Annotated in this window: 26 protein-coding genes and 1 pseudogene; 13 read left to right on the top strand and 14 right to left on the bottom strand. The window is 60.6% G+C overall.

Annotation, left to right across the window (positions count from 1 at the left end; genetic code table 11):
• Positions 1-205: 205 nt before the first annotated feature.
• On the top strand, positions 206-3769 hold the full coding sequence (gene recB / locus ACLD9W_RS08475; protein WP_410841621.1) for an exodeoxyribonuclease V subunit beta: 3564 nt from the start codon (positions 206-208) through the stop codon (positions 3767-3769).
• A 71-nt stretch (positions 3770-3840) separates the two neighbouring features.
• Here recB and ACLD9W_RS08470 read toward each other — a convergent pair whose 3' ends face one another.
• A complete protein-coding gene (locus ACLD9W_RS08470; protein ID WP_410841620.1) occupies positions 3841-4800 on the bottom strand; it encodes a phosphatidate cytidylyltransferase in 960 nt (319 codons plus the stop codon).
• 217 nt (positions 4801-5017) lie between these two features.
• Between ACLD9W_RS08470 and ACLD9W_RS08465 the strand changes: the two genes are divergently transcribed.
• Positions 5018-5404, top strand: coding sequence for an MAPEG family protein (locus ACLD9W_RS08465; protein WP_410841619.1), 387 nt, complete (start codon positions 5018-5020; stop codon positions 5402-5404).
• 135 nt (positions 5405-5539) lie between these two features.
• Positions 5540-6883, top strand: coding sequence for a PqiA/YebS family transporter subunit (locus tag ACLD9W_RS08460; RefSeq protein WP_410841618.1), 1344 nt, complete (start codon positions 5540-5542; stop codon positions 6881-6883).
• Between the two features lie 132 nt (positions 6884-7015).
• Here ACLD9W_RS08460 and ACLD9W_RS08455 read toward each other — a convergent pair whose 3' ends face one another.
• The 6 genes from ACLD9W_RS08455 to ACLD9W_RS08430 all read right to left on the bottom strand — a co-directional run bounded on the left by ACLD9W_RS08455 (position 7016) and on the right by ACLD9W_RS08430 (position 10916).
• Complete coding sequence (locus ACLD9W_RS08455; protein ID WP_410841617.1) at positions 7016-7546, bottom strand: SCP2 domain-containing protein; 531 nt, start codon at positions 7544-7546, stop codon at positions 7016-7018.
• 515 nt (positions 7547-8061) lie between these two features.
• A complete protein-coding gene (locus tag ACLD9W_RS08450) occupies positions 8062-8688 on the bottom strand; it encodes an SgcJ/EcaC family oxidoreductase (RefSeq protein WP_410841616.1) in 627 nt (208 codons plus the stop codon).
• 44 nt (positions 8689-8732) lie between these two features.
• Positions 8733-8864: a hypothetical protein gene (locus ACLD9W_RS08445; protein ID WP_410841615.1), complete on the bottom strand. Its 132-nt coding sequence runs from the start codon at positions 8862-8864 to the stop codon at positions 8733-8735.
• A gap of 18 nt (positions 8865-8882) precedes the next feature.
• Complete coding sequence (locus ACLD9W_RS08440; protein WP_410841614.1) at positions 8883-9368, bottom strand: DMP19 family protein; 486 nt, start codon at positions 9366-9368, stop codon at positions 8883-8885.
• A gap of 32 nt (positions 9369-9400) precedes the next feature.
• Positions 9401-10573: a lipopolysaccharide assembly protein LapB gene (gene lapB, locus ACLD9W_RS08435; protein WP_410841613.1), complete on the bottom strand. Its 1173-nt coding sequence runs from the start codon at positions 10571-10573 to the stop codon at positions 9401-9403.
• A 7-nt stretch (positions 10574-10580) separates the two neighbouring features.
• Positions 10581-10916, bottom strand: coding sequence for a lipopolysaccharide assembly LapA domain-containing protein (locus ACLD9W_RS08430; RefSeq protein ID WP_410841612.1), 336 nt, complete (start codon positions 10914-10916; stop codon positions 10581-10583).
• 232 nt (positions 10917-11148) lie between these two features.
• On the opposite strand from ACLD9W_RS08430, the gene ilvE reads away from it, so the two are divergent.
• The 4 genes from ilvE (at position 11149) to mltB (ending at position 14169) form a co-directional block, all read left to right on the top strand.
• The gene (gene ilvE / locus ACLD9W_RS08425) at positions 11149-12147 is read left to right on the top strand and encodes a branched-chain-amino-acid transaminase (protein WP_410841611.1); all 999 of its coding nucleotides are present in this window, start codon (positions 11149-11151) and stop codon (positions 12145-12147) included.
• 159 nt (positions 12148-12306) lie between these two features.
• Positions 12307-12666: a hypothetical protein gene (locus ACLD9W_RS08420; RefSeq protein ID WP_410841610.1), complete on the top strand. Its 360-nt coding sequence runs from the start codon at positions 12307-12309 to the stop codon at positions 12664-12666.
• A gap of 4 nt (positions 12667-12670) precedes the next feature.
• Positions 12671-13093, top strand: a complete 423-nt coding sequence (locus tag ACLD9W_RS08415; RefSeq protein WP_410841609.1) for a protein YgfX — start codon at positions 12671-12673, stop codon at positions 13091-13093.
• Positions 13090-14169, top strand: coding sequence for a lytic murein transglycosylase B (gene mltB, locus ACLD9W_RS08410; RefSeq protein WP_410841608.1), 1080 nt, complete (start codon positions 13090-13092; stop codon positions 14167-14169). Before ACLD9W_RS08415 ends, mltB begins: the two co-directional genes overlap by 4 nt.
• Positions 14170-14250: 81 nt before the next feature.
• On the opposite strand, the gene ACLD9W_RS08405 is transcribed toward mltB, so the two are convergent.
• Positions 14251-15324 (bottom strand): AI-2E family transporter, encoded by a 1074-nt coding sequence (locus ACLD9W_RS08405; RefSeq protein ID WP_410841607.1) that lies wholly within the window; start codon positions 15322-15324, stop codon positions 14251-14253.
• Between the two features lie 60 nt (positions 15325-15384).
• The gene (dut, locus tag ACLD9W_RS08400; RefSeq protein ID WP_410841606.1) at positions 15385-15837 is read right to left on the bottom strand and encodes a dUTP diphosphatase; all 453 of its coding nucleotides are present in this window, start codon (positions 15835-15837) and stop codon (positions 15385-15387) included.
• A gap of 365 nt (positions 15838-16202) precedes the next feature.
• On the opposite strand from dut, the gene adhP reads away from it, so the two are divergent.
• Together adhP and argC are read left to right on the top strand one after the other, a co-directional pair.
• Positions 16203-17240, top strand: coding sequence for an alcohol dehydrogenase AdhP (gene adhP, locus ACLD9W_RS08395; RefSeq protein ID WP_410841605.1), 1038 nt, complete (start codon positions 16203-16205; stop codon positions 17238-17240).
• A gap of 123 nt (positions 17241-17363) precedes the next feature.
• A complete protein-coding gene (gene argC, locus ACLD9W_RS08390; RefSeq protein WP_410841604.1) occupies positions 17364-18428 on the top strand; it encodes an N-acetyl-gamma-glutamyl-phosphate reductase in 1065 nt (354 codons plus the stop codon).
• A gap of 286 nt (positions 18429-18714) precedes the next feature.
• On the opposite strand, the gene ACLD9W_RS08385 is transcribed toward argC, so the two are convergent.
• On the bottom strand, positions 18715-18912 hold the full coding sequence (locus ACLD9W_RS08385) for a zinc-finger domain-containing protein (protein WP_036495456.1): 198 nt from the start codon (positions 18910-18912) through the stop codon (positions 18715-18717).
• 138 nt (positions 18913-19050) lie between these two features.
• On the opposite strand from ACLD9W_RS08385, the gene queA reads away from it, so the two are divergent.
• The 3 genes from queA to ACLD9W_RS08370 are packed head-to-tail and all read left to right on the top strand — an operon-like array spanning position 19051 to position 21420.
• Positions 19051-20091, top strand: coding sequence for a tRNA preQ1(34) S-adenosylmethionine ribosyltransferase-isomerase QueA (queA, locus tag ACLD9W_RS08380; protein WP_410841603.1), 1041 nt, complete (start codon positions 19051-19053; stop codon positions 20089-20091).
• Between the two features lie 57 nt (positions 20092-20148).
• Positions 20149-21027 (top strand): DMT family transporter, encoded by an 879-nt coding sequence (locus ACLD9W_RS08375; protein ID WP_410841602.1) that lies wholly within the window; start codon positions 20149-20151, stop codon positions 21025-21027.
• A gap of 33 nt (positions 21028-21060) precedes the next feature.
• Complete coding sequence (locus tag ACLD9W_RS08370; protein ID WP_410841601.1) at positions 21061-21420, top strand: STAS/SEC14 domain-containing protein; 360 nt, start codon at positions 21061-21063, stop codon at positions 21418-21420.
• A 76-nt stretch (positions 21421-21496) separates the two neighbouring features.
• Here the strand turns inward: ACLD9W_RS08370 and ACLD9W_RS08365 are convergent, their stop codons facing one another.
• Entirely contained in the window at positions 21497-22249 is a 753-nt protein-coding gene (locus ACLD9W_RS08365; RefSeq protein WP_410841600.1) for an endonuclease/exonuclease/phosphatase family protein, read from the bottom strand.
• A gap of 171 nt (positions 22250-22420) precedes the next feature.
• Here ACLD9W_RS08365 and tsaD point away from each other — a divergent pair, with 171 nt between their 5' ends.
• Positions 22421-23488, top strand: a complete 1068-nt coding sequence (tsaD, locus tag ACLD9W_RS08360) for a tRNA (adenosine(37)-N6)-threonylcarbamoyltransferase complex transferase subunit TsaD (RefSeq protein ID WP_410841599.1) — start codon at positions 22421-22423, stop codon at positions 23486-23488.
• 204 nt (positions 23489-23692) lie between these two features.
• Here tsaD and ACLD9W_RS08355 read toward each other — a convergent pair whose 3' ends face one another.
• From ACLD9W_RS08355 to ACLD9W_RS08345, 3 genes and pseudogenes are all read right to left on the bottom strand, one after another.
• Entirely contained in the window at positions 23693-24694 is a 1002-nt protein-coding gene (locus ACLD9W_RS08355) for an IS110 family transposase (protein ID WP_410841622.1), read from the bottom strand.
• Positions 24695-25090: 396 nt separating this feature from the next.
• Positions 25091-25402: a hypothetical protein gene (locus tag ACLD9W_RS08350; RefSeq protein WP_410841598.1), complete on the bottom strand. Its 312-nt coding sequence runs from the start codon at positions 25400-25402 to the stop codon at positions 25091-25093.
• 135 nt (positions 25403-25537) lie between these two features.
• Positions 25538-25749, bottom strand: a pseudogene (locus ACLD9W_RS08345) (hypothetical protein); the annotation flags it as partial.

Here is a 25749-nt window from a genome sequence, read left to right as displayed (position 1 = left end):
AAAAAGCACAGCAAGGTTGGACACCTTGCGAGCATTTTTGACGCGGCAGGCGGGTATTTTTTGCCAAAAACACCGCCGCAACGCTGATTGTCAACAGACCCTAGCAGGGAGGCCGTCTGAAACCGGATTTCAGACGGCCTCAAAAGCATCATAAAGGAAGGCCGTCTGAACATTTCAGACGGCCTCCACCCCCCCCCAGCGCGCCATGACCCCAACCGCCCTTCCCTTCTCCCCCCTCGACATTCCGATTTCCGGCACCGCCCTCATCGAAGCCTCGGCCGGCACGGGAAAAACCTACGGCATCGCCGCCCTGTTCGCCCGCCTGATCCTGCTGGAAAAAATGCCGGTGGACAAAGTGCTGGTCGTCACCTTCACCAAAGCCGCCACCGCCGAATTGAAAACCCGCCTGCGCGCGCGGCTGGACGAAGCCCTGCGCCGTTTGCAGGGAACGGATTTGCCCGAGGAATCTGACGAATTCATGAACGGCCTGCTGCAACGCGCGCTGGAACAAGAGCCGCGCGAGCGCCTGCAACTGCGCCTGAAAGCCGCTCTGTCGCAGTTTGATGCCGCCGCCATCTACACCATCCACGGCTTCTGCCGCCGAGTGCTCGGCGACTACGCCTTCCTCTGCCAAGTCCCCTTCGACACCGAACTCGACGAGAACGGCAAACGCGAGCTGTACACCTACGCGCAGGATTTCTGGCGGCTGCACGTCGCCGATAACGGGCGCCTCGCCCGCCTCGTCTTCCGTGCCAAACTCCTGCCCGACGCGCTGTTGGACGAACTCTCGCCCTACCTCGCCCGCCCCGCCCTCACGTTCAGACGGCCTGACGGCAACATCCTGCCCGAAGCGGAAAAACAGGCGCAGAAGGTATGGGACACGCTGAGAGAAAAACTGCCCGAGCTTGCCGCAACCTTCTGGCGCGTGCATCCGTCATTAAGCGGCAGCAAATTCAACAAAGACAAGTATGAAATCAAATTCGCCGAGCTGGCCGCGCTGGCCGAAAGCGAAGAGATGCCGTCTGAAAAACTGGTGCAGCTGCTGGCTAATACCAAAGGCATCAGCGTTTTCGCCCCCGAATACCTCGAAGCCGCCGTCAAAAAAGGGCAAAACCCCGCCGCCGCCGACCTTGCCGACCTCACCCTGCTGCACGGCGCCCACCAAGCCGCAGAAAACCTGCTGGCCGCCGAACATCAGGCGCTGATCACCCTGCAACTGGACTTTCTGCAATACGTGCGCGAAAGCGCCGCCGAAAAACGCCGCACGCGCACCGGCCGCAGCCCCGACGAGCTGCTGCTCGACGTCTACCACGCCCTCACCGCAGGCACACACGCCGAAACGCTGGCCGACACCGTGGCGCACAACTGGCCGGTCGCCCTCATCGACGAATTCCAAGACACCGACCCGCTGCAATACGAAATCTTCCGCCGCATCTTTATCGAGCGGCGGCGGCCGCTGTTTCTCGTCGGCGACCCCAAACAGGCGATTTACGCCTTTCGCGGTGCCGACATCTACGCCTACCTGCAAGCCGCCGCCGACACGCCGCAACACTACACGCTGGCGCGCAACTTCCGTAGCCACCGCCGCCTGACCGAGGCGACGGCGCGCCTGTTCACACAAAAAAAACGTCCCTTCGTGCTTGAGCGCATCGGCTATCCCGAAGTCGAAGCCAACCGAGCCGACAGCCGCCTCAGCCCGCCGCAGGCCGCTCTCAACATCCGCTGGCTGCACGAGCAAGGCGAAGACGCGCCCGACAAAGCCCTCCTGCGCCAACGCGCCGCCGACTACTGCGCCGACGAAGCCGCCGCCCTCATCAACGCGGGCGCACAAGGCTGTCTGAAATACCGCGGCGCCCCCGTGCAGCCCGGCCACATCGCTATCCTCGTCCACAGCCACAAGGAAGGGCAGCTCGTCAAACGCGCCCTGTCCGCACGCGGCATCGCCGCCGTTTCCGTACAGCGCGAATCCGTTTTCAAAAGCGTCGAAGCCCAAGCCCTCGCCGCCCTGTTGGCCTTCTGGCTCGAACCGCAGCGCACCGGCCTGCTGCGCTTCGTGCTCGGCAGCGTGCTGTTCGGCCACACCGCCGCGCAAATCGCCGAGCTGAACGGCAGCGAAGCGCGTCTGTCCGAACACACCGCAGCCGCCGCAGCCGCCCGCGAAACCTGGCAGAGGCAGGGCATTTTTGCTGCCCTCGCCGCCTTTGCCGCACAACACGGCATCGAAACGCGCCTGCTGCGGGAGGGCAACGAACGCAGCCTTACCAATTTCTGGCAGCTGGCCGAACTGCTCGCCGCCGAAGACGAAGCCGGGCACACCCCCGCCTCGCTCCACCAGTGGCTCTTGCAGACGATGCAGGACGACAACGCCGCCGAACACCACCTGTTGCGCCTCGAAAGCGACGAAGCCCTTGTCAAAATCGTCACCATCCACGCCTCAAAGGGTTTGCAATATCCCTTCGTTTTCTGCCCCTTCTCGTGGGACACCAGCGAAGCGCCCCCCGACAGATGGCACGTTCTTCACCGCGCAGACGGCAGCGAACTTCTGGAATTGAGCCAGCTCGACGAAGCCGACCAAAACCAACTGGCCGACGAAGACTTGGGCGAGCGCCTGCGCCTGCTCTACGTCGCCCTCACCCGCGCCGAAGAACAGCTTACCGTCTACGCCGCCCGCTGCCGCAGCACCCCGCGCAACACCTTCGCCTACCTGCTCGAAAGAGCGTCCGACAGCAGCCGCGCCGCCGTTCAGACGGCCTACGAAGAAGAAAAAGACGGCCAAAGTGCCATGCTGCGCCGCAACTGGCTGCGCTGGATAGAAAGCGCCCCCGCCGACAGCGGCGTCCTCTGGCACGAAGGCGCGCCCGTCAGCGCCGCCGCCGACAGCCGTAGCCGCAGCACACACACCTACCGCGCCGCCGAATACCCGCCGCGCCGCTTCGAACTCGTGCGCTTCACCAGCTTCACCGGCCTCACCCGCCGCATCTCCCACCACCGCGCAGCCGCCGACGAACTCCAACCCGCCCTCGATCAGGCCGAATCGGCCGCCGCGCCGCCTGTCCCCGCGTCCGACGAAAGCGGAATGTTCGACCTTTTCCATTTCCCGCGCGGCACGGAAGCGGGCGTCTGCCTGCACGAAATCCTCGAACAGCACGACTTTTCCCGCTCCGCCGCCGAACAAAGCACCCGCATTGCCGACACCCTCGAACGCTACGGCTTCCCCGGACAATGGCTGGAAGCCGCCTGCACCGCCGCCGACCACGCCGCCGCCGCCGATCTCGGCGCAGGTGACACCCTCGCCACCCTGCCCGCCGCCAACCGCCTCGCCGAAATGGGCTTCGTCATGCACTTCGAGCGCCTCGACTTAGGCCGTCTGAAAACAAGCCTCGCCGCCGCCGCTCTGCCCCCCGTCTGCCTTGCTACCGCAGAACATCTCGACTTCGACACCCTGCAAGGCTTTCTCAACGGCTTTATCGACATGACCTGCCTGCTTTCAGACGGCCAACCCTGCGTGATCGACTACAAATCCAACCACCTCGGCAACCGCCCCGACGACTACGCCCCCGCCGCCCTCGACGCCGCGATGGCCGAACACCACTACTATCTGCAAGCCTGGATCTACGCCCTGGCCGCCGCCCGCTACCTCAAACAGCGCGGCCGCCTCGTGGAAACCGTCCGCGTCCGCTATCTTTTCCTGCGCGGCCTGAACACGGAAAACCGCAACGGCATTTGGCAGTGGGACATTGCTGCGGAACACCTCGCCCCCTGGCTGTAAGGCGTCTGAAAGCAAGAAGGCCGTCTGAAACCTGTTTTCAGACGGCCTGTTCACGAAACGGCAGACGCCGTTCAGCTCCAAAAATAGCGGACGAAATGGAAGAACACCGGCGCGGCGAAGCAGACCGAATCGACGCGGTCGAGCATGCCGCCGTGGCCGCTGATCATATTGCCCCAGTCTTTGACGCCGTAGTCGCGTTTGATGGCCGACATCACCAGTCCGCCGAAAAAGCCCATCAGGCAGATAACGAGGCCGAAGCCCGCCGCCTGCCAGCCATTGAAAGGCGTAATCGGCGCCATCAGCGCGGCAAGCAGCGTGGCCGAGGCAATGCCGCCCACCGTGCCGGACACGGTTTTTGAGGGCGAAAGCGAGGGCATGATTTTCGCGCCACCGATGAGTTTGCCCCAAACATACTGCAACACGTCGGATGCCTGCACCACGGCAATCAGGAATATCAGCAGCAGGATATTGTTGCCGCTGTCGAAACCGTCGAGCTGCAAAAACATCAGCGCGGGCACGTGCGACAGGCAGCAGATGCAGATCATCGCCATCCACTGCGTTTTCGCGGCACGCGCCAGAAAATCGTCGGTCTGCCCGCTCATCCCCGCGATAATCGGCAGCAGCAGAAAGCCGTAGATCGGGATAAAAATGGCAAACAGGCCGTACCACTCCTTCCACACCAAATAATACTGCACGGGCAGCAGCACATAAAAACAGGTCGCCATGCTGTAATAATCGCTGCGGCGGCGGTAGATCAGCGTCATGAATTCGCGCAGGGCGGCAAAGGAAATGAGGAAAAACAGCACCACCGTCCCCGTTTTGCCGAACCAGAAAGCCGCCAGCAGCACCAGCGTCATCAGCCACCAGGCATAGATGCGCGCGTTCAGATTGGCGATAACGGCGTTGTCCGCGCCTTTTTTGCGTTTGAGCCCTTGCCCGACAAACGAAGCGAGCAGCAAAACGGTGAAAACGGCGGTGAAAATATAACCCGCCTGCGGAACCAGCCCGGCGGCTGCGGCGTGTGCGGCCATGATGTTGTTCCTCTATATAAAAGCGGCGGATTATAGCCGAAGCAGGCGCGGAAAAAACGGCGCATTGTCCACCGCCGCGCTGAAAAACGGCGTGGACAGTTTGTGGATAAACTGCCTTTTCCCTTGATGCGGCGGAAGATTTTTTTACTGCCTGTTTTTTACGCAGATTGACGGCTATAATGCGCGCCCGTTTGATTATGAAGATAAGGAAACAAACATGACTCTTGCCTACTGGTGTGTTCTCGCCGCCGCGCTGCTGCCTCTGGCCTGCGCCATCTATGCCAAAAAAGCGGCGGGCTTTGACTTTGCCCGCGACAACGGCGACCCGCGCGCCTTCCTCGCCAAAACCCAGGGCGCGGCGGCGCGTGCCGATGCGGCGCAGAAAAACGGTTTCGAAGCCTTCGCCCCCTTTGCCGCCGCCGTCATCATCGCCCACGCCACGGGCAACGCTTCGCAAACCGTCGTCAATATCTGGGCGGTGCTGTTTGTCGTGTTCCGCGTGCTGTTCACACTCTGCTATATCGCGGGCGAAGCACGCCTGCGCTCGATGATGTGGGCGGCGGGCTTTATCTGCGTGCTCGCGCTGTTTGTTGCGGCGGCCTAAGTCTGAAATCTTGCGGACGATGTTTCAACAGAGTTTGCAAACACAAAAGGCCGTCTGAAAGCGGATGCTGCTTTCAGACGGCCTTTTGCCCGCAAAATCCGTATAATCCGCCCCTTTCCTTTTTCCCCGTCCGATATGCACGCCCGTTCCGTTCCGAAAAACCTGCGCCGATGGCGGCAACGCCCCTTTTTGCGCCGCATCACCCTGCCTGCCCACACGGTAGACTGTCCCGAATGCGGCCTGCGTACCGCCGTGCCGGAACTCAAACAGGGGCATCAGGCCGACTGCCCGCGCTGCGGCCACGAGCTGGTGCGGGTGGAAAACCGCCCCTTCGTCACGCCGCTGGCGCTGGCCTCTGCCGCGCTGGTGCTGCTGCTGTGCGTGTACGGCAGCATGTTCATGACCGTGTCGATGATAGGCGTGAACGAGCGCCTGACCCTGCCCTTTATGCTCGAAGTGCTGGTTTTGCAGGATTTCGGCTTTCTCGCCGAAGTAATGTTTGTCTTCACCTTCGGCCTGCCGCTGCTGTTTCTGCTGCTGTGCCTGTATGTTTACGCTGCTTTGCAGATCAAGCGCCCGCTGCCCGGCTTGATCGCCGCCACGCGCACCATGGTGCGCCTGCGCGAATGGGTGATGGCCGATGTGTTCCTGATTTCCACGCTGGTGGCCTACATCAAGCTGGGCGACGTGGTAAACGTTGCCTTCGGCGCGGCCTTCTGGCTGATGTTTCCAATGGTGCTGCTGCTGCTGCGTACCACGCAGGCCGTGCCCGAACACTGGGTTTACTACCAAATCCACCGCCTGCACGGCCACACTACCGTCTATGCCGACACCGGCGGCAAAACCTGTTGCAGCCGCTGCCGCTGGTTCGGGCCGTCTGAAGAAAGCCACTGCCGCGTCTGCGGCACTGCCCTCTTCGCCCGCCGCCCCGGCAGCCTGCGCCTGTCGCTGGCCTTCCTCTTGGCCGCCGCCGTGTTCTACATCCCCGCCAACACCCTGCCCATCATGATTTCGTCCAACCCCACCGTCACCGAAGTCAGCACCATCATGGGCGGCATCCTCTTTATGTGGGACAGCGGCGACCGTGCCATCGCGGCGATTATTTTCAGCGCCAGCGTCGTGATTCCCGTGCTGAAAATCTTCATCATGGGCTTTTTGCTGCTGTGCGCGCGCTACGGCGTGCCATGGGACATCAAAAAAGTGTCGCTGCTTTACCGCATCACGGAAAAAATCGGCCGCTGGTCGATGATCGACATCTTCGTCGTCATCATCCTGATGAGCGCCTTCCACACCCCCATCGCCCGCGTCACCCCCGGCCCCGCCTCGCTCTACTTCTGCCTTGTCGTCCTGCTCACCATGCTCTCCGTCCACTTTTTCGACCCGCGTCTGTTGTGGGACAAATACGAAGCGGGCGAAACCTGGACAGGCACACGGCTGAAACTTCCGAGGCCGTCTGAAAACGCAGCTTCAACGAAGTGAAAACCCGCCCGCGCGGGCATAACGCCGTTTGGAAACCAGCGCCAAGGTTTCCGTCCACATACACACAAAAAGGCCGTCTGAAAAGCAAAACAGCTCTTTCAGACGGCCTTTTCGTTTCTTTTCAGACGGCCTTTACCTCCCGTCTTCCTCCCACCCGCGCAAACGTGCCTGCACCCGTTCGAGCTCGCGGCGCAGGCGGGCGATTTCGTCCAAGGCCTCGTCGAACTCGGTGCGGGAAACGGCAGCCGTTTGGCGCGGCACGGCGAAACGTTCGGCGGCCTGTTTCACGGCGGCAGCGGCGCGTTCGGCGGACGGCGAGGCGGCGGCTTCGGCCAGTATCTGCCGCAGGTCGGCGGCGGACAGGCGCAGGCCGGAGAAGGCGGCGAGCAGGTTGAAACCCAGCGGCAGGTCGCCTTCAACAGCGATGTCACCGAAACCCGGGCGGCGGCCGTCAAAAACGGCGTCTATCAGGCTGCGGCGCAAAACCAGAACGGCATCGGCGGGGCGGCCGCACGCTTCCAGCAGGCCGTCGGCGGTGAAGCGGCCACGTAGTTGTAGGCCGCTGGCGCGTACGGCGAAAACCAGGCCGTTGTAACCGGCCAGCGTGTCCCGCACGGCGGGATTCTGGCGGATGATGCGGTTGGTAAGAGAAATCAGGGGCATGGTTGCTTTCAAAGGCCGTCTGAAAAAACAGGCAGCCTGTTTTTATCGGTTGCTATAGTGAAACAAAATAGAAAATCTACGGCGTTGCTGCGCCTTGCCGTACTGCTTGTACTGTCTTTGGCTTGCTGCCTTGTATCTTTTCTATTTTGTTTCACTATATGCCGCCTGCCGTTTGCTGCGGGAAACGGCAGGCGGGGATGTTTATCGGGAAGCCGTCCCCGTATTTTCAGACGGCCTAATGTCTGTTTACTCGGGCATCAACCGCGTGCGTTGCTGCGCGGCACGCCCTAAGGGCTGTTGACATTCAGCTTGCGAGACGGTTTTTTGAGTAAAAAATGCCCGAATGCAAGGAAAAAAGCGCAGCAAGGTTGGACACCTTACGAGCATTTTTGACGCGGCAGGCGGGTATTTTTTGCCAAAAACACCGCCGCAAGGCTGATTGTCAACAGACCCTACGCGGAGGCCGTCCTCGCCTTCGCGGGGATGACGTTTCTGAAAACGGGTTGGGCTGTATTTCAGACGGCCTTTTTGCGGCCGCGCCGTCCGATCAGGAAGCCTGCCGCTGCGGCGGCCAAAACGGCTGCCGCGCCGCCGCCGAGGAGCAGTTTGCGTTGGGCGGCGAGGACGGGATTGTCGAACATGTTGACGGAGTAGTGGAAGTCGGCGATGAGCCAGCGGCCGTCCTGCCGCACGAGGGTGGCGCTCCATTTGGGTTCGACCGTCCAGGTTTCGCCGCCCGTCAGGCGGTAGCGGTCGCTGCTGCTGCCGAAGGCGACGGCGGTATTGCCGTGGTAGAGGTGGGAGAGCTGCTCTACTTTGAATTCGGCTTCTATGCTTTGTACGACGGGATTCGCGCCGCCGAGCATTTTGTCGTAGTAGGCGCGGATGCCGTCTTTGCCGTGAACGCGGTCGCCGTTCATGGTGGTGAAGACGACGTCGTCGGCAACGTGGGCAAGCAGGGTATCGAGGTCGCGTTGGTTGAGGGCCTGCTGCATGGTGTCGCGCAGGGCGCGCAGTTCGTTGTGCAGGGCTTCGCTGTCGGCATTTTGTGTGTTTTGCACGGCGGCGGTGTCGGTTTGTGTGTCGGCAAACGCGGGGGCGGCGGCCAGCAGGGCGAGGATAAGGGCGGCGGTGCGGGTCATGGGTTTTCCTTGGCGGTTTCGTCGGCGTTTTGTTTGCAGAAACGTCATTCCTGCGAAGGCGGGAACGGCCTGATGCCGGGGCAGGTATAGGCCGTCTGAAAGGGCGGCACGGAAGTGTTTTCAGACGGCCTGGTTTCTATCAGGCCGCGTGCGCCGTTCGGACAAGCCTTGCGCATGGATGTCACCTGAAAAGCTCAGTCGGGCAGGACGGAAAACTTGTCCCAATGGCTGCGGACGTAGGCGGCGGCGGTGTCGAGATCGGTTTCGGCGGCGTCGTAATAGTCGCCGTCGGCTTCTTCAAAGTGGGGGAAGCGTTTGCGCAGGGTGTCGTCGTCGGCATCGTGTTCCGCCGCTTCTTCGATGGCGGCGCCGTGTTCGGCGTAGAGTGCGGCGGCGGTGTCGAGAACGCGCGCTGTGGCTTTGATTTTCCAGCGGCGCAGGCTGTCGGCGAGCGGGTTGTCGAAGATGTAGCCGCCGTAGCCGCCTGCGATCAGGCGAATGAAGCCGCCTTCTTCCATCTGGCTGTCGAGGTAGACGTAGGCCAGCAGGGTGTTTTGTTCGTCGGTGAGGCGGCCGATGGCGTCTTCGCCGTGCTGTTCGAGCCAGGCGAAACAGTGGTCGGCTATGGTGTAGAGGAAGACGGCGGCTTCGGTGTCGTCGGGGATGGGCAGGATGTTCATGTTTCAGACGGCCTTTGGCGGGTCGGTCGGGCTCAGACTTCGATGCGGTTGGGGGTGAAGGTTTCCCATTTGTTGCAGGCAGGACAGTGCCAGAAGAAGACTTGCGATTTGAAGTGGCAGTTGCGGCAGCGGTACATCCAGTTTTTCTGCAACTGGCGGCCGACGACGCCGCGCATCATGTCGGCATCGGCTTTCCAAGCGGGGTTGAGGCCGGAAATTTGCAGGCCGAGCAGGCGGTAGACGCCGTTGAGGTCGGGCTTGGCGCGCACGAGTTCGGCCAGGGTTTCGTTGGCTTTCTGTTCGCCGTAAAGCAGCAGGGATTTGTCGTAAATGACATTGAGCAGGTCGAGATGGGGAAAGGTTTTCATGTAGCCGATTAAGACGGCCAGACCTTCTTCGGCGCGGTTTTGCGCGTCGTAGGCGTCGTAGATGCGCTCGCCCGCCATGCCCAGATAGGCGTAGTTTTGCTTTTCGATGGCGCCGTAGGCTTCGGCGGCGGCCGCGTGGTTGCCAAGTTTTTGTTCGAGATCGCCGAGGATGATGTTGGCGCGGCTGCATTTGCCGTTGGCGGACAAGGCCGTCTGAATGTGGTGGCGGGCGGCGTCGTAATCGGAACGGAACAGGGCGGCCTGCGCCATTTCGCAATGGAACTGGGCGATTTCAAACTGGTAGGTCTGCTCGTCGCGGCTGAGTTTGCGGGCGGTATCGACGGCCTGCTCCCAGTCCCTGTCCTGCTGGTAGATGTGCAGCAGGTGTTCGCGCGCGCCTTTGGCCATGTTGCCGTCTTCGAGGGCGAGGAAAATCTGTTCGGCGCGGTCGACCAGTCCGGCGCTCTGGTAGGTCTGCCCCAGCTCGAAAAGGGCGCGCTCTTTTTTGTCGCCGACGGTGTCGGGCGCTTCGGACAGGCTTTGCAGCAGGCGGATGGCTTTGTCGTTTTCGCCGCGCGAGCGGTAGAGCTTGCCGAGGGTGAGGCTCAGCTCGTAAGACTGCGGCTGCATGTCGGCCACTTCGGCCAACTCGCGCGCAGCCTTGCCGCTGTTTCTGTCCACCAGCGCGTCAAGGGCGGAATAAAAGCCGGCGGGGATGCTTTTGGCCTGTTTCAACACGGTTTTCATGTCGATGCGGGCAGCCAGCCAGCCGAGGGCGAAACAGAGAAAGGGGACGAGGGCGAACAGCAGCCACCAGGCGGAGAGTTCGTTTTCCATCTGCGCCTCAGTCTTTTTTGTCTGCCGCTCCGGCAGTAGGCACGGCAGCCGGAACGGGCGCGGCAGCGGGGGCGGCGATGTCGGTGTTGCTCAGGCGGGCTGCTTTTTTCACCTCGGCGCGCAGGCGGCCGTTTTCCGAACGCAGCACCAAAAGCCGGCCGAAAAGGGCAAAAAGGCCGAACAGCGCGCCGATTAAAAAGGCACCGAACAGCACCACAATCAGCGGCCATTCGACAGCCTGGCCGGGCAGGTAATGAAACTGCACGCTTTGGACGTTAATCACCGCCAAAACGGCGAACACCAGCAAAATCAAAACTTTGACAATCAGAGAAACTGCTTTCATTTATCGCTCCGTAAACCGCGCCGCGCACGGCCGGTTTGTAAAACCGTTTTTCAGACGGCCTGACTATAAAAGCAGGCCGCAAAACAGGCGCTAGTGTAAACGATTTGGCCCGCGTTTGCATATTGCACGGCGCTTTGCGCCGCATCCGCCGCGCTGCGGAGCGTCTTGCCAAACCCGCGTGCGGGAGCGTATCTTTACGTTTTTTAAAACCCGGTTGAGAGTATTCCACATCATGAGCAGACCCGTTCCCGCCATATTCGGCAGCGTTTTCCACGCCCAAATGCCCGTTATCGCCTACAAAAACCAATCCTGGCAGCCGACGGTTTGGCAGAGTTCGCAAGACCTATCCCTCGCACCCGGCGCGCACGCGCTGCATTACGGCAGCGAGTGTTTCGAGGGCTTGAAAGCCTTCCGTCAGGCAGACGGCAAAACCGTCCTTTTCCGCCCGCAGGCCAATATCGAACGCATGCGCCAGAGCGCGGAAATCCTCCATCTACCCAAACCCGATACCGACGCCTTTCTTGTCGCGCTGGTAGAACTGGTGAAACGTGCCGCCAACGAAATTCCTGACGCCCCCGCCGCGCTCTATCTGCGCCCGACGCTGATCGGTACCGATCCCGTTATCGGCAAAGCGGGCGCGCCTTCCGACACCGCGCTGCTCTACATCCTCGCCTCGCCCGTCGGCGACTACTTCAAAGCCGGTTCGCCCGTAAAAATCCTGGTGGAAACCGAACACATCCGTTGCGCACCGCATATGGGGCGCGTCAAATGCGGCGGCAACTACGCCTCGGCGATGCCCTGGGTGCTCAAAGCCAAAGCCGAACACGGCGCAAACCAGGTGCTGTTCTGCCCGGGCGGCGACGTTCAGGAAACCGGCGCATCCAACTTTATCCTGATTAAAGACAATGAGTTAATCACCAAACCGCTCACCGACGAATTCCTGCACGGCATCACCCGCGACACCGTGCTCACCGTCGCCCGCGATGCGGGCTACACCGTCAGCGAGCGCAATTTCACGGTGGACGAATTGCGCGCGGCGGTGGAAAACGGCGCCGAAGCCGTGCTTACCGGCACGGCCGCCGTCGTTTCTCCCGTCACTTCTTTCGTTATCGGCGGCGAAGAAGTTCCCGTGCAGAGCACCGAACGCGGCTACGCGCTGCGCAAGGCGGTGACCGACATCCAATACGGCTTGGCCGAAGACAAACACGGCTGGCTGCTGCACGTTTGCTGATTCCGCAGCAAGAGGCCGTCTGAAAGCCGCATGGCCGGTCTTTTCAGACGGCCTTTTGTCCGCATGAGGCCGTCTGAAACTCCTATGGCACGCCGCCGCCCGCGTTTTCAGACGGCCTGTTATCCATTACAATCCGCAGCCTTTGCCGAAAGGAAAACCATGTATTTCGTAGACCGCACCGCCGTGGTGCTCAAACCGACCCAGCGCTTTCTCGACTGGCTAAAATCCACCGACGACAACCTGCCCGAACTCACTTTGGAACAGATACGCAGCAACTGCTCGGTGTTCCTCGTGCCCGAGTTCGACACGCCCGAAGCGGTGGTGGCCTATTTCGACGAGCGCTACCGCCAAATCTTCGAAGCCGAAATTTCCGCTTGGGAAGTGGAGAAAAAAGACTGGCCGCAAGACATGGGCTTGCAGGCTTTTTGGGAATTTTTCGATGTCGAAATCCACGATTCCGTGTTCGACCTTGACGACGAAAACATCAAAGTCGAGCCGGTGGTGGACAACATGATGTAGCGCCGTGCAGGCTTTTACCGTCCGCATCCGCCCGTCGCGCCTTTGGCCTGCCGCCGTCGTCTTGGCGCACGCCGCCTCGTTCGCCCTCTGCGCCGCCTGTTTCGACGGCGTTTTGCGTATAGCCGGACTGGCCGCCTTGGCGCTGTCCCTCGCGCACGGTCTGCGCACCGCCCTACCAAACCGACAGGCTGTGCGGGAAATCCGCATCGACACCCGCGGCCGCGCCTCGCTGCTGCTGCGCGGCGAAGTGCAGGAAGCCGAGTTGCTCGACGACAGCCTCATCCACCCCTATGTCTGCTTTTTAAAATGGCGCGCGGGCGGAAAAACCTTCCGCCAATGCCTGCCCGCCGATGCCGCCGACAGCGAAGCCTACCGCCGCCTGAGCGTGTGGGCGCGCTACGGGCAGCCAAAACAGGAAACCCGATGATAAAAAAACGCTACCCCCTTCTTGCTGCCGCGCTGCTGCTTGCCGCCTGCACGGCCGAACAGCCCGCAGACAGCCGCGCCGTGCCGCAAACCGTCGCCCCCCTGCCGCCAAGCGCCGTCCTACCCTTCGACCCGAACGCCGCGCCTGTGTCGCAGGTGGGCTTCAACGGCAACGACAACGTGCAGCGCTTCATCGCCCGCGAAGCGGAAAACGGCCGTTACAGCCGCGCCGATTTGCAGGCCTTTTTCAACAATGCCGTTTATAAAAGCAACATTATCAACATCATGAACCGACCGGGTACCTCGCGCCCGTGGTACGAGTTCCAAAAAGGCAACGCGGGCGCGGCCAAGATTTCAGACGGCCGCAACTTCTATATGAAACACCGCCAGGTGATCGACCAAGTGGCGCGTGAATACGGCGTGCCCGCCGAAATCATCGTCGCCATCGTCGGCATCGAAACCAACTACGGCCGCAATATGGGCAGCTTCCGTCTGGCCGATTCGCTCTCCACCCTCGCTTTCGACTACCCGCGCCGCGCCGATTTCTTCCAAAAAGAGCTGCACGAAATGCTGCTGATGAGCAAAGAGGAAAACCAAGACCCGTTTTGGTTTACCGGCAGCTACGCCGGCGCAATGGGCATGCCGCAGTTCATGCCTTCGAGCTACCGTAAATGGGCGGTGGACTACGACCGCGACGGCCGCCGCGACATTTGGGGCAGCGTGCCCGACGTTGCCGCCTCGGTGGCCAATTATCTGAAAGCGCACGGCTGGAAAACGGGCGGCAAAATGCTTGTGCCCGTGCTGCTCGAGCCGACGCCGCAGCTTTTGGCCGTAATCGAAGAGAAAACCGAGCTGAAATACACCGTCGGCCAACTGCGCAAAATGGGTGTGGACATCCAAGAGCCGCTGCCCGATCACGAACGCGCCGTACTCTACCGCCTGGAAGTGTCGCCCGGCCTGTACCAGTATTACATCGGTCTAAACAATTTCTACACCGTCTGGCAATACAACCACAGCCGCATGTATGTCACCGCCGTGCGCGACATTGCCAACGGCATCGGCGCGGGCAATCTGTAAACGCCCTGTGCCCCGTGCCGTGCGAAAAGGCCGTCTGAAAAACATTTTTCAGACGGCCTCTTTACGTTTGCGGTCGGCAAATCAGATTAAAGCCTGCCGTTTCAACTCGTTTTTCAGATAGGCGTAGTAAACCGGCGCGACGACGATGCCGCCGACGCCGAAGATGCGCTCGAACACCACCATCGCCACCAAAAGTTCCCACGCGCTCGATTCGATTTCCGAGCCGATGATTTTGGCGTTCAAAAAATATTCGAGCTTGTGGATCACGACGAGAAACACCAGCGAGGCGGCGGCGACGTAAAGCGAGGTACCCAGGCTCAGGATGATGATCACGGTGTTGGAAATCAGGTTGCCCGCCACGGGAATGAGGCCGACGACAAAGGCGATCACCAGCACGGTGAAACGGAAGGGCAGATCCACGCCGAAAAGCGGCAGGATGAGATAGAGGTAAACCGCAGTCAGCAGCGTGTCCACCAGCGAGATTTTCGCCTGAGCGATAAACACGCGCTCGAAGCTGGTTTCGAAATTGCGTATCCGCTGCACGAGTTCGGCCTTAAAAATCGGCATTTTACGGCGGCTGCGGCGCATGTTGAGGCGGTGGAAACTGAGCATCGCGCCGATGATGATGCCGATCAGGATGTAGACGAAGGATGTGATGCTGTTTTTGCTGATGCGCGTGAGCGCGGCGCTGTATTCGTTAATCAGGCGGATGCCCTGCGCTTTGATTTCGGCAATATTGTTCGGCAGCATATTCAAGAGGGCGGCGGGCAGCTCTTTGCTGTTTTTCGTGTCTTCCAAAATCGCCGCCAGCTTGCCCAGCATCACCGTGATGTGGCCGCCGTGTATCAGGTGGTACACGCCCAGCGACAGCAGGAAAATCATCAGGCAGACCATGCCGATGGCGAGGGTGACGGAAATCAGGTTTATGTTGTGCGCGGTGAGCACTTTGTGCAGGAAATGGCCGCGCGAGAGCAGGCGGCGCAGCCACAGCAGAAGGCCGTTGGTTTTGGCGATAAAGACGTAGGTGAGCAGCACCGCCAGCAAAAGCGGTAGGAAATGGAAATAAAGCACCGCCCAAAGCGCCAGCCCCATCAGGATATAAGAGGCGTTGCGCAACTTGGCGGCGGAGGGCGGGGGGAAAAGCGGAGTCTGCATGGTGTGAGTGTGGTGTTGGGAAAGGATAGGCCGTCTGAAAGCACAGAGGCCGTCTGAAAATCAGGCTTTGCCGGTGCTGCCGAAGCCGCCTTCGCCGCGCTCGCTGGCGGCAAATTCGTCCACCACCTTAAACGCCGCCTGCACCACCGGCACGATCACCATCTGGGCGATGCGCTCCATCGGTTCGACAACAAACGCCGCGCCGCTGCGGTTCCACAGTGACACTTTCAATTCGCCCTGGTAGTCCGAATCGATGAGACCGACCAGATTGCCCAGCACGATGCCGTGTTTGTGACCCAAACCCGAGCGCGGCAGGATCACGGCGGCGTAGGCGGGGTTGGCAAGATGAACGGCGATGCCGGTGGGGATCAGCACGGTTTCGCCGGGGGCGACGGTGAGCGGCGCATCGATGCAGGCGCGCAAATCCAAACCGGCCGAGCCGGGCGTGGCATAGGCAGGCAGGGCGTCCGCCATGTTCGGGTTGAGGATTTTCAGTTCGACTTCGGTCTGCATGATGATGTTTCCTAAAAACAAAGGACGCGGATTATACGGAGCGGCCGCCGTTTCCACAAACAGCGCGGCGAAGGCGAAAAGGCCGTCTGAAACAGGATATTCAGACGGCCTTTGCCCGTTTTGCGGCAAAACGTAAAGAAAATTTACACATGATAATTCTTCATTGAAAAAACGCCGATACGTTAAATCATTCATAAACGGATTTTTTCATACTTTAAAACACCGACGTTTCCACCATTCAAACTTGCTATACCATAACAAATTTAACCGTTTCAATGGTTTGGCAAAAATCCATTGCTTGACCTTCCGCCGCCGCATCGTCAATACTCGCCCTTCCTTTCCAACCGACCGCAAGGAGAAGAAACATGAAAATGAAAGCAGCAGTTGTCACCCAAAACAGCAACGGCAACGTAGACATCGTCGAAAAGGAAATCCGCGCGCTGGAATACGGCGAAGCGCTGGTGGAAGTGGAATTTTGCGGCGTGTGCCACACCGACCTGCACGTAGCCGCCGGCGACTACGGCGAAAAGCCCGGCCGCGTGCTCGGCCATGAAGGCATCGGCATCGTGAAGGAAGTGGCGCCGGGCGTCACCAAGCTCAAAGCGGGCGACCGCGTCAGCATTGCCTGGCTCTTCAAAAGCTGCGGCTCGTGCGAATACTGCGTCTCCGGCCGCGAAACCCTGTGCCGCACCGTTTTGAACGCGGGCTACACCGCCGACGGCGCAATGGCGACGCACTGCATCGTCGACGCCGATTACGCGGTAAAAGTGCCCGACGGCCTCGATCCCGCACAGGCCAGCAGCATCACCTGTGCCGGTGTCACCACCTACAAAGCCACCAAAGTCTCCGGCGTGCGCCCTGGCCAGTGGATCGCCATGTACGGCGCGGGCGGCTTGGGCAATCTGGCCGTGCAGTATGCGAAAAAAGTGTTCGGCGCACACGTTATCGCCGTCGATGTCAACGACGACAAACTGGCGCTCGCCAAAGAAGTCGGCGCTGATCTCACCGTCAACGCCGCCAAGGAAGACGCGGCCAAAGTCATACAGGAAAAAACCGGCGGAGCCCATGCAGCGGTCGTTACCGCCGTGTCCCGCGCCGCCTTCAATTCCGCCGTGGACGCCGTGCGCGCGGGCGGGCGCGTCGTCGCCGTCGGCCTGCCGCCGGAAACCATGGATCTGTCGATTCCGCGCATGGTGCTCGACGGCATTGAAGTAGTCGGCTCGCTGGTGGGCACGCGCGAAGATTTGGCCGAAGCCTTCCGCTTCGGCGCGGAAGGGCTGGTCGTTCCCGTGGTGCAAACCCGTCGTTTGGACGAAACCAACGATATCTTCCAAGAAATGCGCGACGGCAAAATCCAAGGCCGCATGGTGATTGACATGAAAAGCTGCGGCTGCACCGCATAAAGCGTAAAGCACAGCTCAGAGGCCGTCTGAAAACCCGCCGCATGGCTTTTCAGACGGCCTTTCTTTATGTAAAGAAGACGATTACACTTACGTCCCGATTGTCTACATTTGAAGGAGCATACCGTGGTACAGCAAACAAACAGGGAAAAAATCAAAGTCGGCATCGTCGGCGCAACGGGCTACACCGGCGTCGAGCTGCTGCGCCTGCTGGCTGCACACCCTTGCGCCGAGGTGGCGGCGGTCACCAGCCGCAGCGAGGCGGGCATCGGGCTGGCCGACTATTTCCCCAACCTGCGCGGCGTGTACGACGGCCTGAGCTTTGCCGCGCCCGAAGACGCGCCGCTGTCCGAGTGCGACGCAGTGTTTTTCGCCACCCCCAACGGCGTGGCGATGAAAGAAGCGCCCGCCCTGCTCGAAAACGGCGTGCGCGTGATCGACCTGTCGGCCGACTTCCGCCTGAAAGACCTGGCCGAATGGGAAAAATGGTACGGCATGAAACACCAAAGCCCCGCTTGGGCGGCGCAGGCCGTGTACGGGCTGACCGAACTCAATCGCGACGCCGTCGCCCAAGCGCGCCTGGTCGCCAACCCCGGCTGCTATCCCACCTGCGTGTCGCTGGTACTCGTTCCCCTGTTGCAGGCGGGCGCGCTGCGCGAGGGCATGCCGCTGATTGCCGACTGCAAATCGGGCGTGTCGGGCGCGGGGCGTAAAGCGGCCGTGGGCACGCTCTTTTGCGAGGCGGGCGACAATTTCAAAGCCTACGGCGTGGCCGGACACCGCCACCTGCCCGAAATCCGCCAAACCCTGTCCGCCCTGCAAAGCGGCGTGGCCGAAGGCTTGGTGTTCGTGCCGCACCTCACGCCGATGATACGCGGCATGCACGCCACGCTTTACGTCCACCTGAAAGACGGCGCCGACCCGCAAACGCTGCTGGAAAACGCCTACCGCAACAGCCCCTTTGCCGACGTGATGCCCGTAGGCAGCACGCCCGAAACCCGCAGCGTGCGCGGCGCCAACGTCTGCCGCATCGCCGCGCAGAAAGCGCCCGACGGCGGCGATTTATGGATACTGATGAGCGTGCAGGACAACCTCGTCAAAGGCGCGGCCGGGCAGGCGGTGCAGAATATGAACGTGATGTTCGGTTTGGCCGAAGACACCAGCCTGCCGAAAACGGCGCTGCTGCCGTAATCGGGTTTGAGGCCGTCTGAAAACGGAATCCGACGGATTTTTAACAAAGCGGCAGGCAGCATAAAGGCCGTCTGAAACCCCGAAACAGGTTTCAGACGGCCTTTTTTGTCCGCACAGACAGGTTTCAGACGGCCTCCCGTTTTTTCAGACGGCCTAACGCGGGTTTCCGAAAACCAAGTTCCGCTAAGTCGAAACGGCAGCGGCAGGCCATGCAAAGGCCGTCTGAAAATCCCGGTTTCGGGTTTTCAGACGGCCTTTCTGTCCGCACGGACGGTTTCAGACGGCCTTATGAATGATGGTGGCCGATTTCGCCGTCGAGTTTGTAAATCGTGCCGCAGTAGGGGCATTCGATTTCGGAGTTGGATTGGATGGCGAGGAAGACGCGCGGGTGGCCGTTCCAGGTTTCGTGGCGCGGGCCGCTGCAATGCAGCGGCAGCTCGTGCGGTTTGATAACGACGGTGTCGTAGTGGGGCGTGGTGTTCATGGCATATCCTTTTTTCGGCGTTTTGTCGGCAATGTGTTCAGACGGCCGCCATTTTACGGCATCGCCGCGCGATAACAAAGCGGGCGGCGGCTGCCGCTTTGGCGATATAATCGCGCCTTTTTTCAGACGGCCTCCACCATGCAGCTTTCCGACTTCGATTTCGACCTGCCCGAACACCTGATTGCCCAGCAGCCGCCTGCCGAGCGCGGCGCCAGCCGCCTGCTGGCGGCTTTGCCCGGTGAGCCTTTGCGCGACGAGACCTTCGCCTTTCTGCCGCAGCTGGTGTCGGCGGGCGACGTGCTGGTGTTCAACAATACCAAAGTGATGAAGGCGCGGCTGTTCGGGCAGAAGGAGAGCGGCGGGCGCATCGAGGCGCTGATCGAGCGCGTGCTCGACGGACACACGGCGCTGGCGCATATCCGCGCGTCAAAATCGCCCAAGGCGGGCACGCGGCTGCTGTTTGACGGCGGCCTGACGGCGCAAATGGTCGAACGCGCGGGCGAATTGTTTGTGCTGCGCTTTGACGGGGAAGAGAGCGTGTACGCGCTGCTCGAACGCCACGGCAAACTGCCGCTGCCGCCCTATATTGAGCGTGCTGCCGACGCAGCCGACGACGCGCGTTACCAAACCGTCTACGCCAAGCATCAGGGCGCGGTGGCCGCGCCGACGGCGGGTCTGCATTTCACCGACGCGCTGCTGGCCGCGCTGAAAGACAAGGGCGCGGAGCTGGCGGAGGTGACGCTGCACGTCGGCGCGGGCACGTTCCAACCGGTGCGTGTCGAAAACATTGCCGATCACAAGATGCACAGCGAGTGGTACGAAGTGCCGCAGGCAACGGCCGACGCGGTGGCTGCGGCCAAGGCGCGCGGCGCGAAAGTGTGGGCGGTGGGCACGACCTCGATGCGCGCGCTGGAATCGGCGGCGCGGGAAACAGGCCGTCTGAAAGCCGGATGCGGCGACACCGACATTTTCATCACACCGGGCTACCGCTTCCGCGTCGCCGACCGTCTGATTACCAATTTCCACCTACCCAAATCGACGCTGCTGATGCTGGTGAGCGCCTTTGCAGGCACGGAAGAAATCCGCCGCATCTACCGCCACGCCATTGAACGGGAATACCGTTTTTTCAGCTACGGCGACGCGATGGTGTTGGGTTTGCAAGAACATGAGGCCGTCTGAAAACCCCCAAACACCGGTTTCAGGCTTTCAGACGGCCTCCCACCTCGGAACAATGCCATGACACACCCCGCCACACGCAGCAAAGAGCGGCAGGAGCTTTTGGGCTCGGCCTGGATGATCGCCGCCGCGCTGTTTTTCACCCTGATGAACCTCTGCATCAAAGCCGCCCATCAGCAATTTGCCATGGGCAGCGGCGAACTCGTGTTCTGGCGCATGGTGTTTGCCGCCGTCGTGCTCGGCGCAATGGCGAAAATGCAGGGTAAAACCTTCGCCACGCCCCACTGGAAAAGCCACCTCAACCGCAGCATCAGCGGCACGGTGGGCATGACCTGCGGCTTTTACGCCGTGATGCACCTGCCGCTGGCAACGGGCGTGACGCTGGCCTATACCTCGTCGATATTTCTGGCCGTGCTGTCGGTTGTCGTGTTGCGCGAACGCATTTCCGCCTACACCTTCGCCGTGCTGCTGTTGGGTTTTGCCGGTGTAGTGCTGCTATTGAAACCCTCTTTCGCCGCCGGGCAGGAATGGGCGGCGGCCGTGGGGCTGTTCGGCGGGCTGGCGGCGGGTTGGGCGTATATGCAGGTGCGCGAACTCTCGCTGTTGGGCGAACCGGCCTGGCGCGTGGTGTTTTACCTGTCGCTGGTCGGCATGGCAATGGGCGCCGCGCTGGCCACGCTCACGGGCTGGCACAGCATTTCGCTGCAATCCGCGCCCTATCTTATCGGCATCGGCGCGTCGGCCGTGCTGGCGCAGCTGGCCATGACGCACGCCTACGCCGTCGGCCGCAAATTCACCGTCGCCGCGCTGGCCTATCTCACCGTGGTGTTTTCCACGCTGGCGGGCATTTTCCTGTTCGGCGAGCAAATCGGCTGGCAGGAATGGCTGGGCATCGGTATCATTGCCGCAAGCGGCATCCTGAGCGGCTTGAAGAAATAATCCCGACAACCAGAGAAAAGAAAGGCTGAAACCATGATTTCCATCCGCGAACAACACTACGGCTTGAACGTCGCCCTCTACAACGAGTTCACCCTTGCCGATTTCCGCGAACTGGAAGAGGCCGTCAAGGCTTCCCTCACCCGAGTCCACCGTCCCGACCTGCTGCTCGATCTCTCCATGCTCAAAGACTTCACCATCGACATGGCTTGGGAGCAGCTCAAATTCGTCAGCAGCCACGAACAGGATTTCGGCCGCATCGCCGTGGTGGTGGACGACATCTGGATCAAATTCGCCGCCCACGTCTCCGACCTCATCACCCGCACCCACCCCAAATATTTCGACACCGCCGCAAAAGCCCAAGCCTGGCTGCTGGAAGCGGGAGAGGCCGTCTGAAACCCGCCGGATAAAAAACGAAACCGCCTGCCCGTATCAAACGGGGCAGGCGGTTTTTTCAGACGGCCTAACCATATCAGCGCGGGCGCACGGTGGCCGACAGCGGCAGATGGTCGGACAAATAAAGCCAGGGCTCGCCGCTGTGCAGCCTGGCATCGAGGATTTCGAGGTGGCGGGTGTAGATGCGGTCGAGACTGAGCACGGGCAGGCGGGCGGGAAAGGTTTTGGGCAGGCTGCCGCGTTTGTCGAGGAACACTTCCGTCAGACCGAGGGCGAGGCCGATATTCAGCGGCGATTTGTGCCGCCAGTCGTTGAAGTCGCCCGCCAGTATCAGCGGCGCGTCGGGGCTGATGTAGGTGGTGACGTATTCAAAGATGGCGACGTATTGTTTGACGCGGTCGCGCTCCAAAAGGTTGAGGTGGGCGCAGAGGCAGACGATGGGCACGTCCCAGCCTTCGGGCAGGATTTCGCAGTGCAGCACGCCGCGTTTTTCCAAACGGTTGACCGTGATATTGAGATTGCGCCGCTCCCGTATCGGCAGGCGGCTGAGAATGGCGTTGCCGTGGTGTTTCTGCGGGAAAACGGCGTTGCGCCCGTAGCTGGTGTGGAAATCGAGGCGCTCGGCAATAATGTCGTAGTGCGGCGCGGCGGGAAAATCGGGCAGCTTCGCTTCGCGCGCCAGATGCAGCCCCTGCACCTCCTGCAAAAACAAAATGTCGGATTTCAGGCTGTCGAGCGCCGCCGCCATGCCCGCAATCTGCACTTTGCGGTTCAGCGGCGACATGCCTTTGTGGATATTGTAGGTGGAAACGGTAATCGGCAGAGTCATAGCGGTTTGCCATCGGAAGAATGACGCATTATTAAGGCTGCGGCGGCCTTATTCAAGCGCCGGGGCGCATTTTCGCCGTTTCAGACGGCCTCAAACGGGACAGGCCGTCTGAAAGCCCGAACCGCCCGCTTTGCGTTAAAATGCGTCCCCTTTTTTTATCGGACACCCGCCATGTTGGTACTCGGCATCGAATCCTCCTGCGACGAAACCGGCGTCGCCCTCTACTGCACCGAACGCGGCCTGCTCGCCCACACCCTGCACACACAGATGGCGATGCACGCCGAATACGGCGGCGTCGTGCCCGAACTGGCCAGCCGCGACCACATCCGCCGCCTCGTCCCCCTCACCCGCGCCTGCCTCGCCCAAGCGGGCAAAACCTACGCCGACATCGACGCCGTCGCCTACACCCAAGGCCCCGGCCTCGGTGGCGCCCTGCTGGCCGGTTCGAGCTACGCCAACGCCCTGGCCTTCGCGCTGGGCAAACCCGTTATCCCCGTCCACCACCTCGAAGGCCACCTGCTCTCACCGCTTCTGGCCGACGACAAACCCGACTTCCCCTTCGTCGCCCTGCTCGTCTCCGGCGGCCACACCCAATTCATGGCCGTGCGCGGCATCGGCGACTACACCCTCCTGGGTGAAAGCCTCGACGACGCCGCAGGCGAAGCCTTCGACAAAACCGCCAAACTGCTCGGCCTGCCCTACCCCGGCGGCGCGAAACTGGCCGAACTTGCCGAACTCGGCCGCGACGGCGCATTTGAGTTCCCCCGCCCCATGATCCATTCCAACGATCTGCAAATGAGCTTCTCCGGCCTGAAAACCGCCGTCCTCACCGCCGTGGAAAAAGTGCGCGCCGAACACGGCGGCCAAATCCCCGAACAAACGCGCAACGACATCTGCCGCGCCTTCCAAGACGCCGTAGTCGACGTGCTCGCCGCCAAAGCACAAAAAGCCCTGCTCGACACCGGTTTCCGCACCCTCGTCGTCGCCGGCGGCGTCGGCGCCAACAAAAAACTGCGGGAGCGTCTGAGTGCCCTCACCGTCCGCCCCCATGGTAAAGGCCGTCTGAAACCGCCCGCCGAAACCGTCAAAACCTACTTCCCGCCCCTCGAATACTGCACCGACAACGGCGCCATGATCGCCTTCGCCGGCGCCATGCGCGCGGAGCAGGCCGAACCCGCCGCCGCCTTCAACGCCAAACCCCGCTGGCCGCTGACCGACATCGTCAAAGAGGCCGTCTGAAAAAGCCCGTCCCGCCGCCCCCTTTACCCCCTCCCCTGCGCTCCCAAGCGCGGGGGAGGGTCGGGGTGGGGGTGGCAGGCCGCAGGGCTGCATCCGCCGCCGCCCGCAAAAATTGCCGCAGCGGCACAATCCCACCGCAACGCCGATTCCCGCGTAGCAACTGTGTTCCCCCACCCCGTCGGGCAGGGCAACCAAACTCGGTGATTACGCGCATTGCGGTGCGGGTTGTTGTTCGCTTTGCTGTTCGCTTTGCCGTTCTGATTTCGTCTGCAAAGAGGCCAGATAATCCCGCATCCTTGCGTTCAAAATACGCAGAAGTTTGTGCATACATGCCGTAACGGCAACCTTATACGGCTTACCCTTGGACAGCAGGCGCTGATAGAAATCCCGAATAAGCGGTTCAAAACGTGTCGCTACCACGGTAGCCATATACAGCGCCTTACGCACCGCAGACCTTCCGCCGAAGCAGCGGCTTTTGAATTTGGTTTCCCCGCTCTCCCTCGGGTGCGGGGCAATACCGACCAGACTCGCTATCCGTTTGTGGTTCAGCCGTCCCAATTCCGGCAGCATCGCCATCAGCGTAGCCGTCGTTATCGAACCGATGCCTTTGATTTGTTCCGCCACTTTGGCTTTGCCGTCAAAATGCGTGTGGGTGTGCTCGTCGATTTGTTTGTCCAATTCGTCAATCAGCCGGTCAAAATGAGCAATCAGTTGTTTGACGCTTTCGACTTGCGTTTCGTGAACCTGATGCAGACGGTTTTTCTCGGCAGTCCGCATATCCACCAGTTGGTTGCGGCGGTTAACCAACGCTTCCAACACTTCTTCCGCTTCGGTGGGCGGGTGGTAGAGCATGGTTTGCCAACCTTCTTTCTGTGCCGTCATCTGTGCGAAGAAGGCGAGCATTTGGGCATCTTTGGCATCGGTTTTGGTCAGCGACTGCGATTGGGCAAACTGATGCGTCTGACGCGGGTTGGCGATAATCACGGCTATGCCTGAGCGGTGGATGGCTTTGGCGGCGGGAATTTCGAGACCGCCGGTGCTTTCCATGACGACGAGGGCGACCTTGTGTTTTTTAAGGTATTCGACGGTATGGGCGATTCCTTTGGGGTTGTTGGTTTCGGTTTTGGTTTTAGACAAAGACGAAACGGAGATGACGAAGTTTCGTTTGGCGATGTCGATGCCTGCGTAGTTGTATCGGGTACTCATCATAAACCTGCCTTGCATTCGGTTGTGTTGTCTGGCAACTGTCCGGTTGTGTCGATGGGTTGCCCGGCCGCTCCCTGAGCTACGCGACGGTTGTTTGCCTTGGGTGGACGCGGGTGGCGGTCGGGCAGTTGGTTGCTATGATACGGGAGTTCCGATATACAAGCGGGCGGGTTTCGTCATTCATAATTCACACTAAGGGAGGCTACCTGAAAAGTTCTAGCTAGCCTCCGGGGTTCAGGCGAAATATTTGAGGGATGCCTATTTGTCCAAAACTTTGGTATTGACCAACAAGCGCACCGTTGTACCTTCATAACGCTGGTTCAACCACGCCTGCTGTCTAAAACGGAGTTTACGAAGGAAGCTGAGTTTCTGCGAAGCTAAAACAGATGCGCCGTATCAACCACTGTCTTGGCCGGACAGGCGGATAAAATATTCTGCCAAGCGGTGCAATATGTCTTCGGGGCATTCGCTGTTTTCGGCAAAGAACCAATATTCGCCATATGGATTGTGAATACTGAATTTCCAGCCTTTGTAGCGGAAATCCATCCACGTTTCATCTGTAACCAAATCGGGGCGAAAGGCGGTGGGCAGGCCGCCGAAACGGATAATCCGCCACATTAGGCGCGAGGGCGGGCAGGTTTGCGGCAGTTGCAGGAACAGGCGCGAGCCGTCGGCCATGATGTCGTTTTTCAGCACGGGTTTATCCATTGCTCTGCTCCTTTATTTTCAGGTAGCCTTTTTGTAGTAGCGGTCGGGATTCGTCATTCATAATTCACACTAAGGGAGGCTACCTGAAAAGTTCTAGCTAGCCTCCGGGGTTCAGGCGAAATATTTGAGGGATGCCTATTTGTCCAAAACTTTGGTATTGACCAACAAGCGCACCGTTGTACCTTCATAACGCTGGTTCAACCACGCCTGTAACCGTTCGCGGTCTTTGGCGGGCAGAGGTTGGTCGAATTCGAGGGAGACAACAATATTGTTACTTGCGTCCGCTTCTTCGCTTTGAACTCTCTCAGGCTGCTCCTGCGTAGCGGGTGCAGTTTGTGCTTTTTCCC

Source organism: Neisseria sp. WLZKY-1 (assembly GCF_046546535.1).
Classification (GTDB): Bacteria; Pseudomonadota; Gammaproteobacteria; order Burkholderiales; family Neisseriaceae; genus Neisseria.
This window is presented reverse-complemented; position numbering and strand designations above follow the sequence as displayed.

Coding starts and splice junctions, on each gene's coding strand:
- recB (WP_410841621.1), top strand. CDS start 206: ATGACCCCAACCGCCCTTCCCTTCTCCCCCCTCGACATTCCGATTTCC.
- ACLD9W_RS08470 (WP_410841620.1), bottom strand. CDS start 4,800: ATGGCCGCACACGCCGCAGCCGCCGGGCTGGTTCCGCAGGCGGGTTAT.
- ACLD9W_RS08465 (WP_410841619.1), top strand. CDS start 5,018: ATGACTCTTGCCTACTGGTGTGTTCTCGCCGCCGCGCTGCTGCCTCTG.
- ACLD9W_RS08460 (WP_410841618.1), top strand. CDS start 5,540: ATGCACGCCCGTTCCGTTCCGAAAAACCTGCGCCGATGGCGGCAACGC.
- ACLD9W_RS08455 (WP_410841617.1), bottom strand. CDS start 7,546: ATGCCCCTGATTTCTCTTACCAACCGCATCATCCGCCAGAATCCCGCC.
- ACLD9W_RS08450 (WP_410841616.1), bottom strand. CDS start 8,688: ATGACCCGCACCGCCGCCCTTATCCTCGCCCTGCTGGCCGCCGCCCCC.
- ACLD9W_RS08445 (WP_410841615.1), bottom strand. CDS start 8,864: ATGCGCAAGGCTTGTCCGAACGGCGCACGCGGCCTGATAGAAACCAGG.
- ACLD9W_RS08440 (WP_410841614.1), bottom strand. CDS start 9,368: ATGAACATCCTGCCCATCCCCGACGACACCGAAGCCGCCGTCTTCCTC.
- lapB (WP_410841613.1), bottom strand. CDS start 10,573: ATGGAAAACGAACTCTCCGCCTGGTGGCTGCTGTTCGCCCTCGTCCCC.
- ACLD9W_RS08430 (WP_410841612.1), bottom strand. CDS start 10,916: ATGAAAGCAGTTTCTCTGATTGTCAAAGTTTTGATTTTGCTGGTGTTC.
- ilvE (WP_410841611.1), top strand. CDS start 11,149: ATGAGCAGACCCGTTCCCGCCATATTCGGCAGCGTTTTCCACGCCCAA.
- ACLD9W_RS08420 (WP_410841610.1), top strand. CDS start 12,307: ATGTATTTCGTAGACCGCACCGCCGTGGTGCTCAAACCGACCCAGCGC.
- mltB (WP_410841608.1), top strand. CDS start 13,090: ATGATAAAAAAACGCTACCCCCTTCTTGCTGCCGCGCTGCTGCTTGCC.
- ACLD9W_RS08405 (WP_410841607.1), bottom strand. CDS start 15,324: ATGCAGACTCCGCTTTTCCCCCCGCCCTCCGCCGCCAAGTTGCGCAAC.
- dut (WP_410841606.1), bottom strand. CDS start 15,837: ATGCAGACCGAAGTCGAACTGAAAATCCTCAACCCGAACATGGCGGAC.
- adhP (WP_410841605.1), top strand. CDS start 16,203: ATGAAAATGAAAGCAGCAGTTGTCACCCAAAACAGCAACGGCAACGTA.
- ACLD9W_RS08385 (WP_036495456.1), bottom strand. CDS start 18,912: ATGAACACCACGCCCCACTACGACACCGTCGTTATCAAACCGCACGAG.
- queA (WP_410841603.1), top strand. CDS start 19,051: ATGCAGCTTTCCGACTTCGATTTCGACCTGCCCGAACACCTGATTGCC.
- ACLD9W_RS08375 (WP_410841602.1), top strand. CDS start 20,149: ATGACACACCCCGCCACACGCAGCAAAGAGCGGCAGGAGCTTTTGGGC.
- ACLD9W_RS08370 (WP_410841601.1), top strand. CDS start 21,061: ATGATTTCCATCCGCGAACAACACTACGGCTTGAACGTCGCCCTCTAC.
- ACLD9W_RS08365 (WP_410841600.1), bottom strand. CDS start 22,249: ATGACTCTGCCGATTACCGTTTCCACCTACAATATCCACAAAGGCATG.
- tsaD (WP_410841599.1), top strand. CDS start 22,421: ATGTTGGTACTCGGCATCGAATCCTCCTGCGACGAAACCGGCGTCGCC.
- ACLD9W_RS08355 (WP_410841622.1), bottom strand. CDS start 24,694: ATGAGTACCCGATACAACTACGCAGGCATCGACATCGCCAAACGAAAC.
- ACLD9W_RS08350 (WP_410841598.1), bottom strand. CDS start 25,402: ATGGATAAACCCGTGCTGAAAAACGACATCATGGCCGACGGCTCGCGC.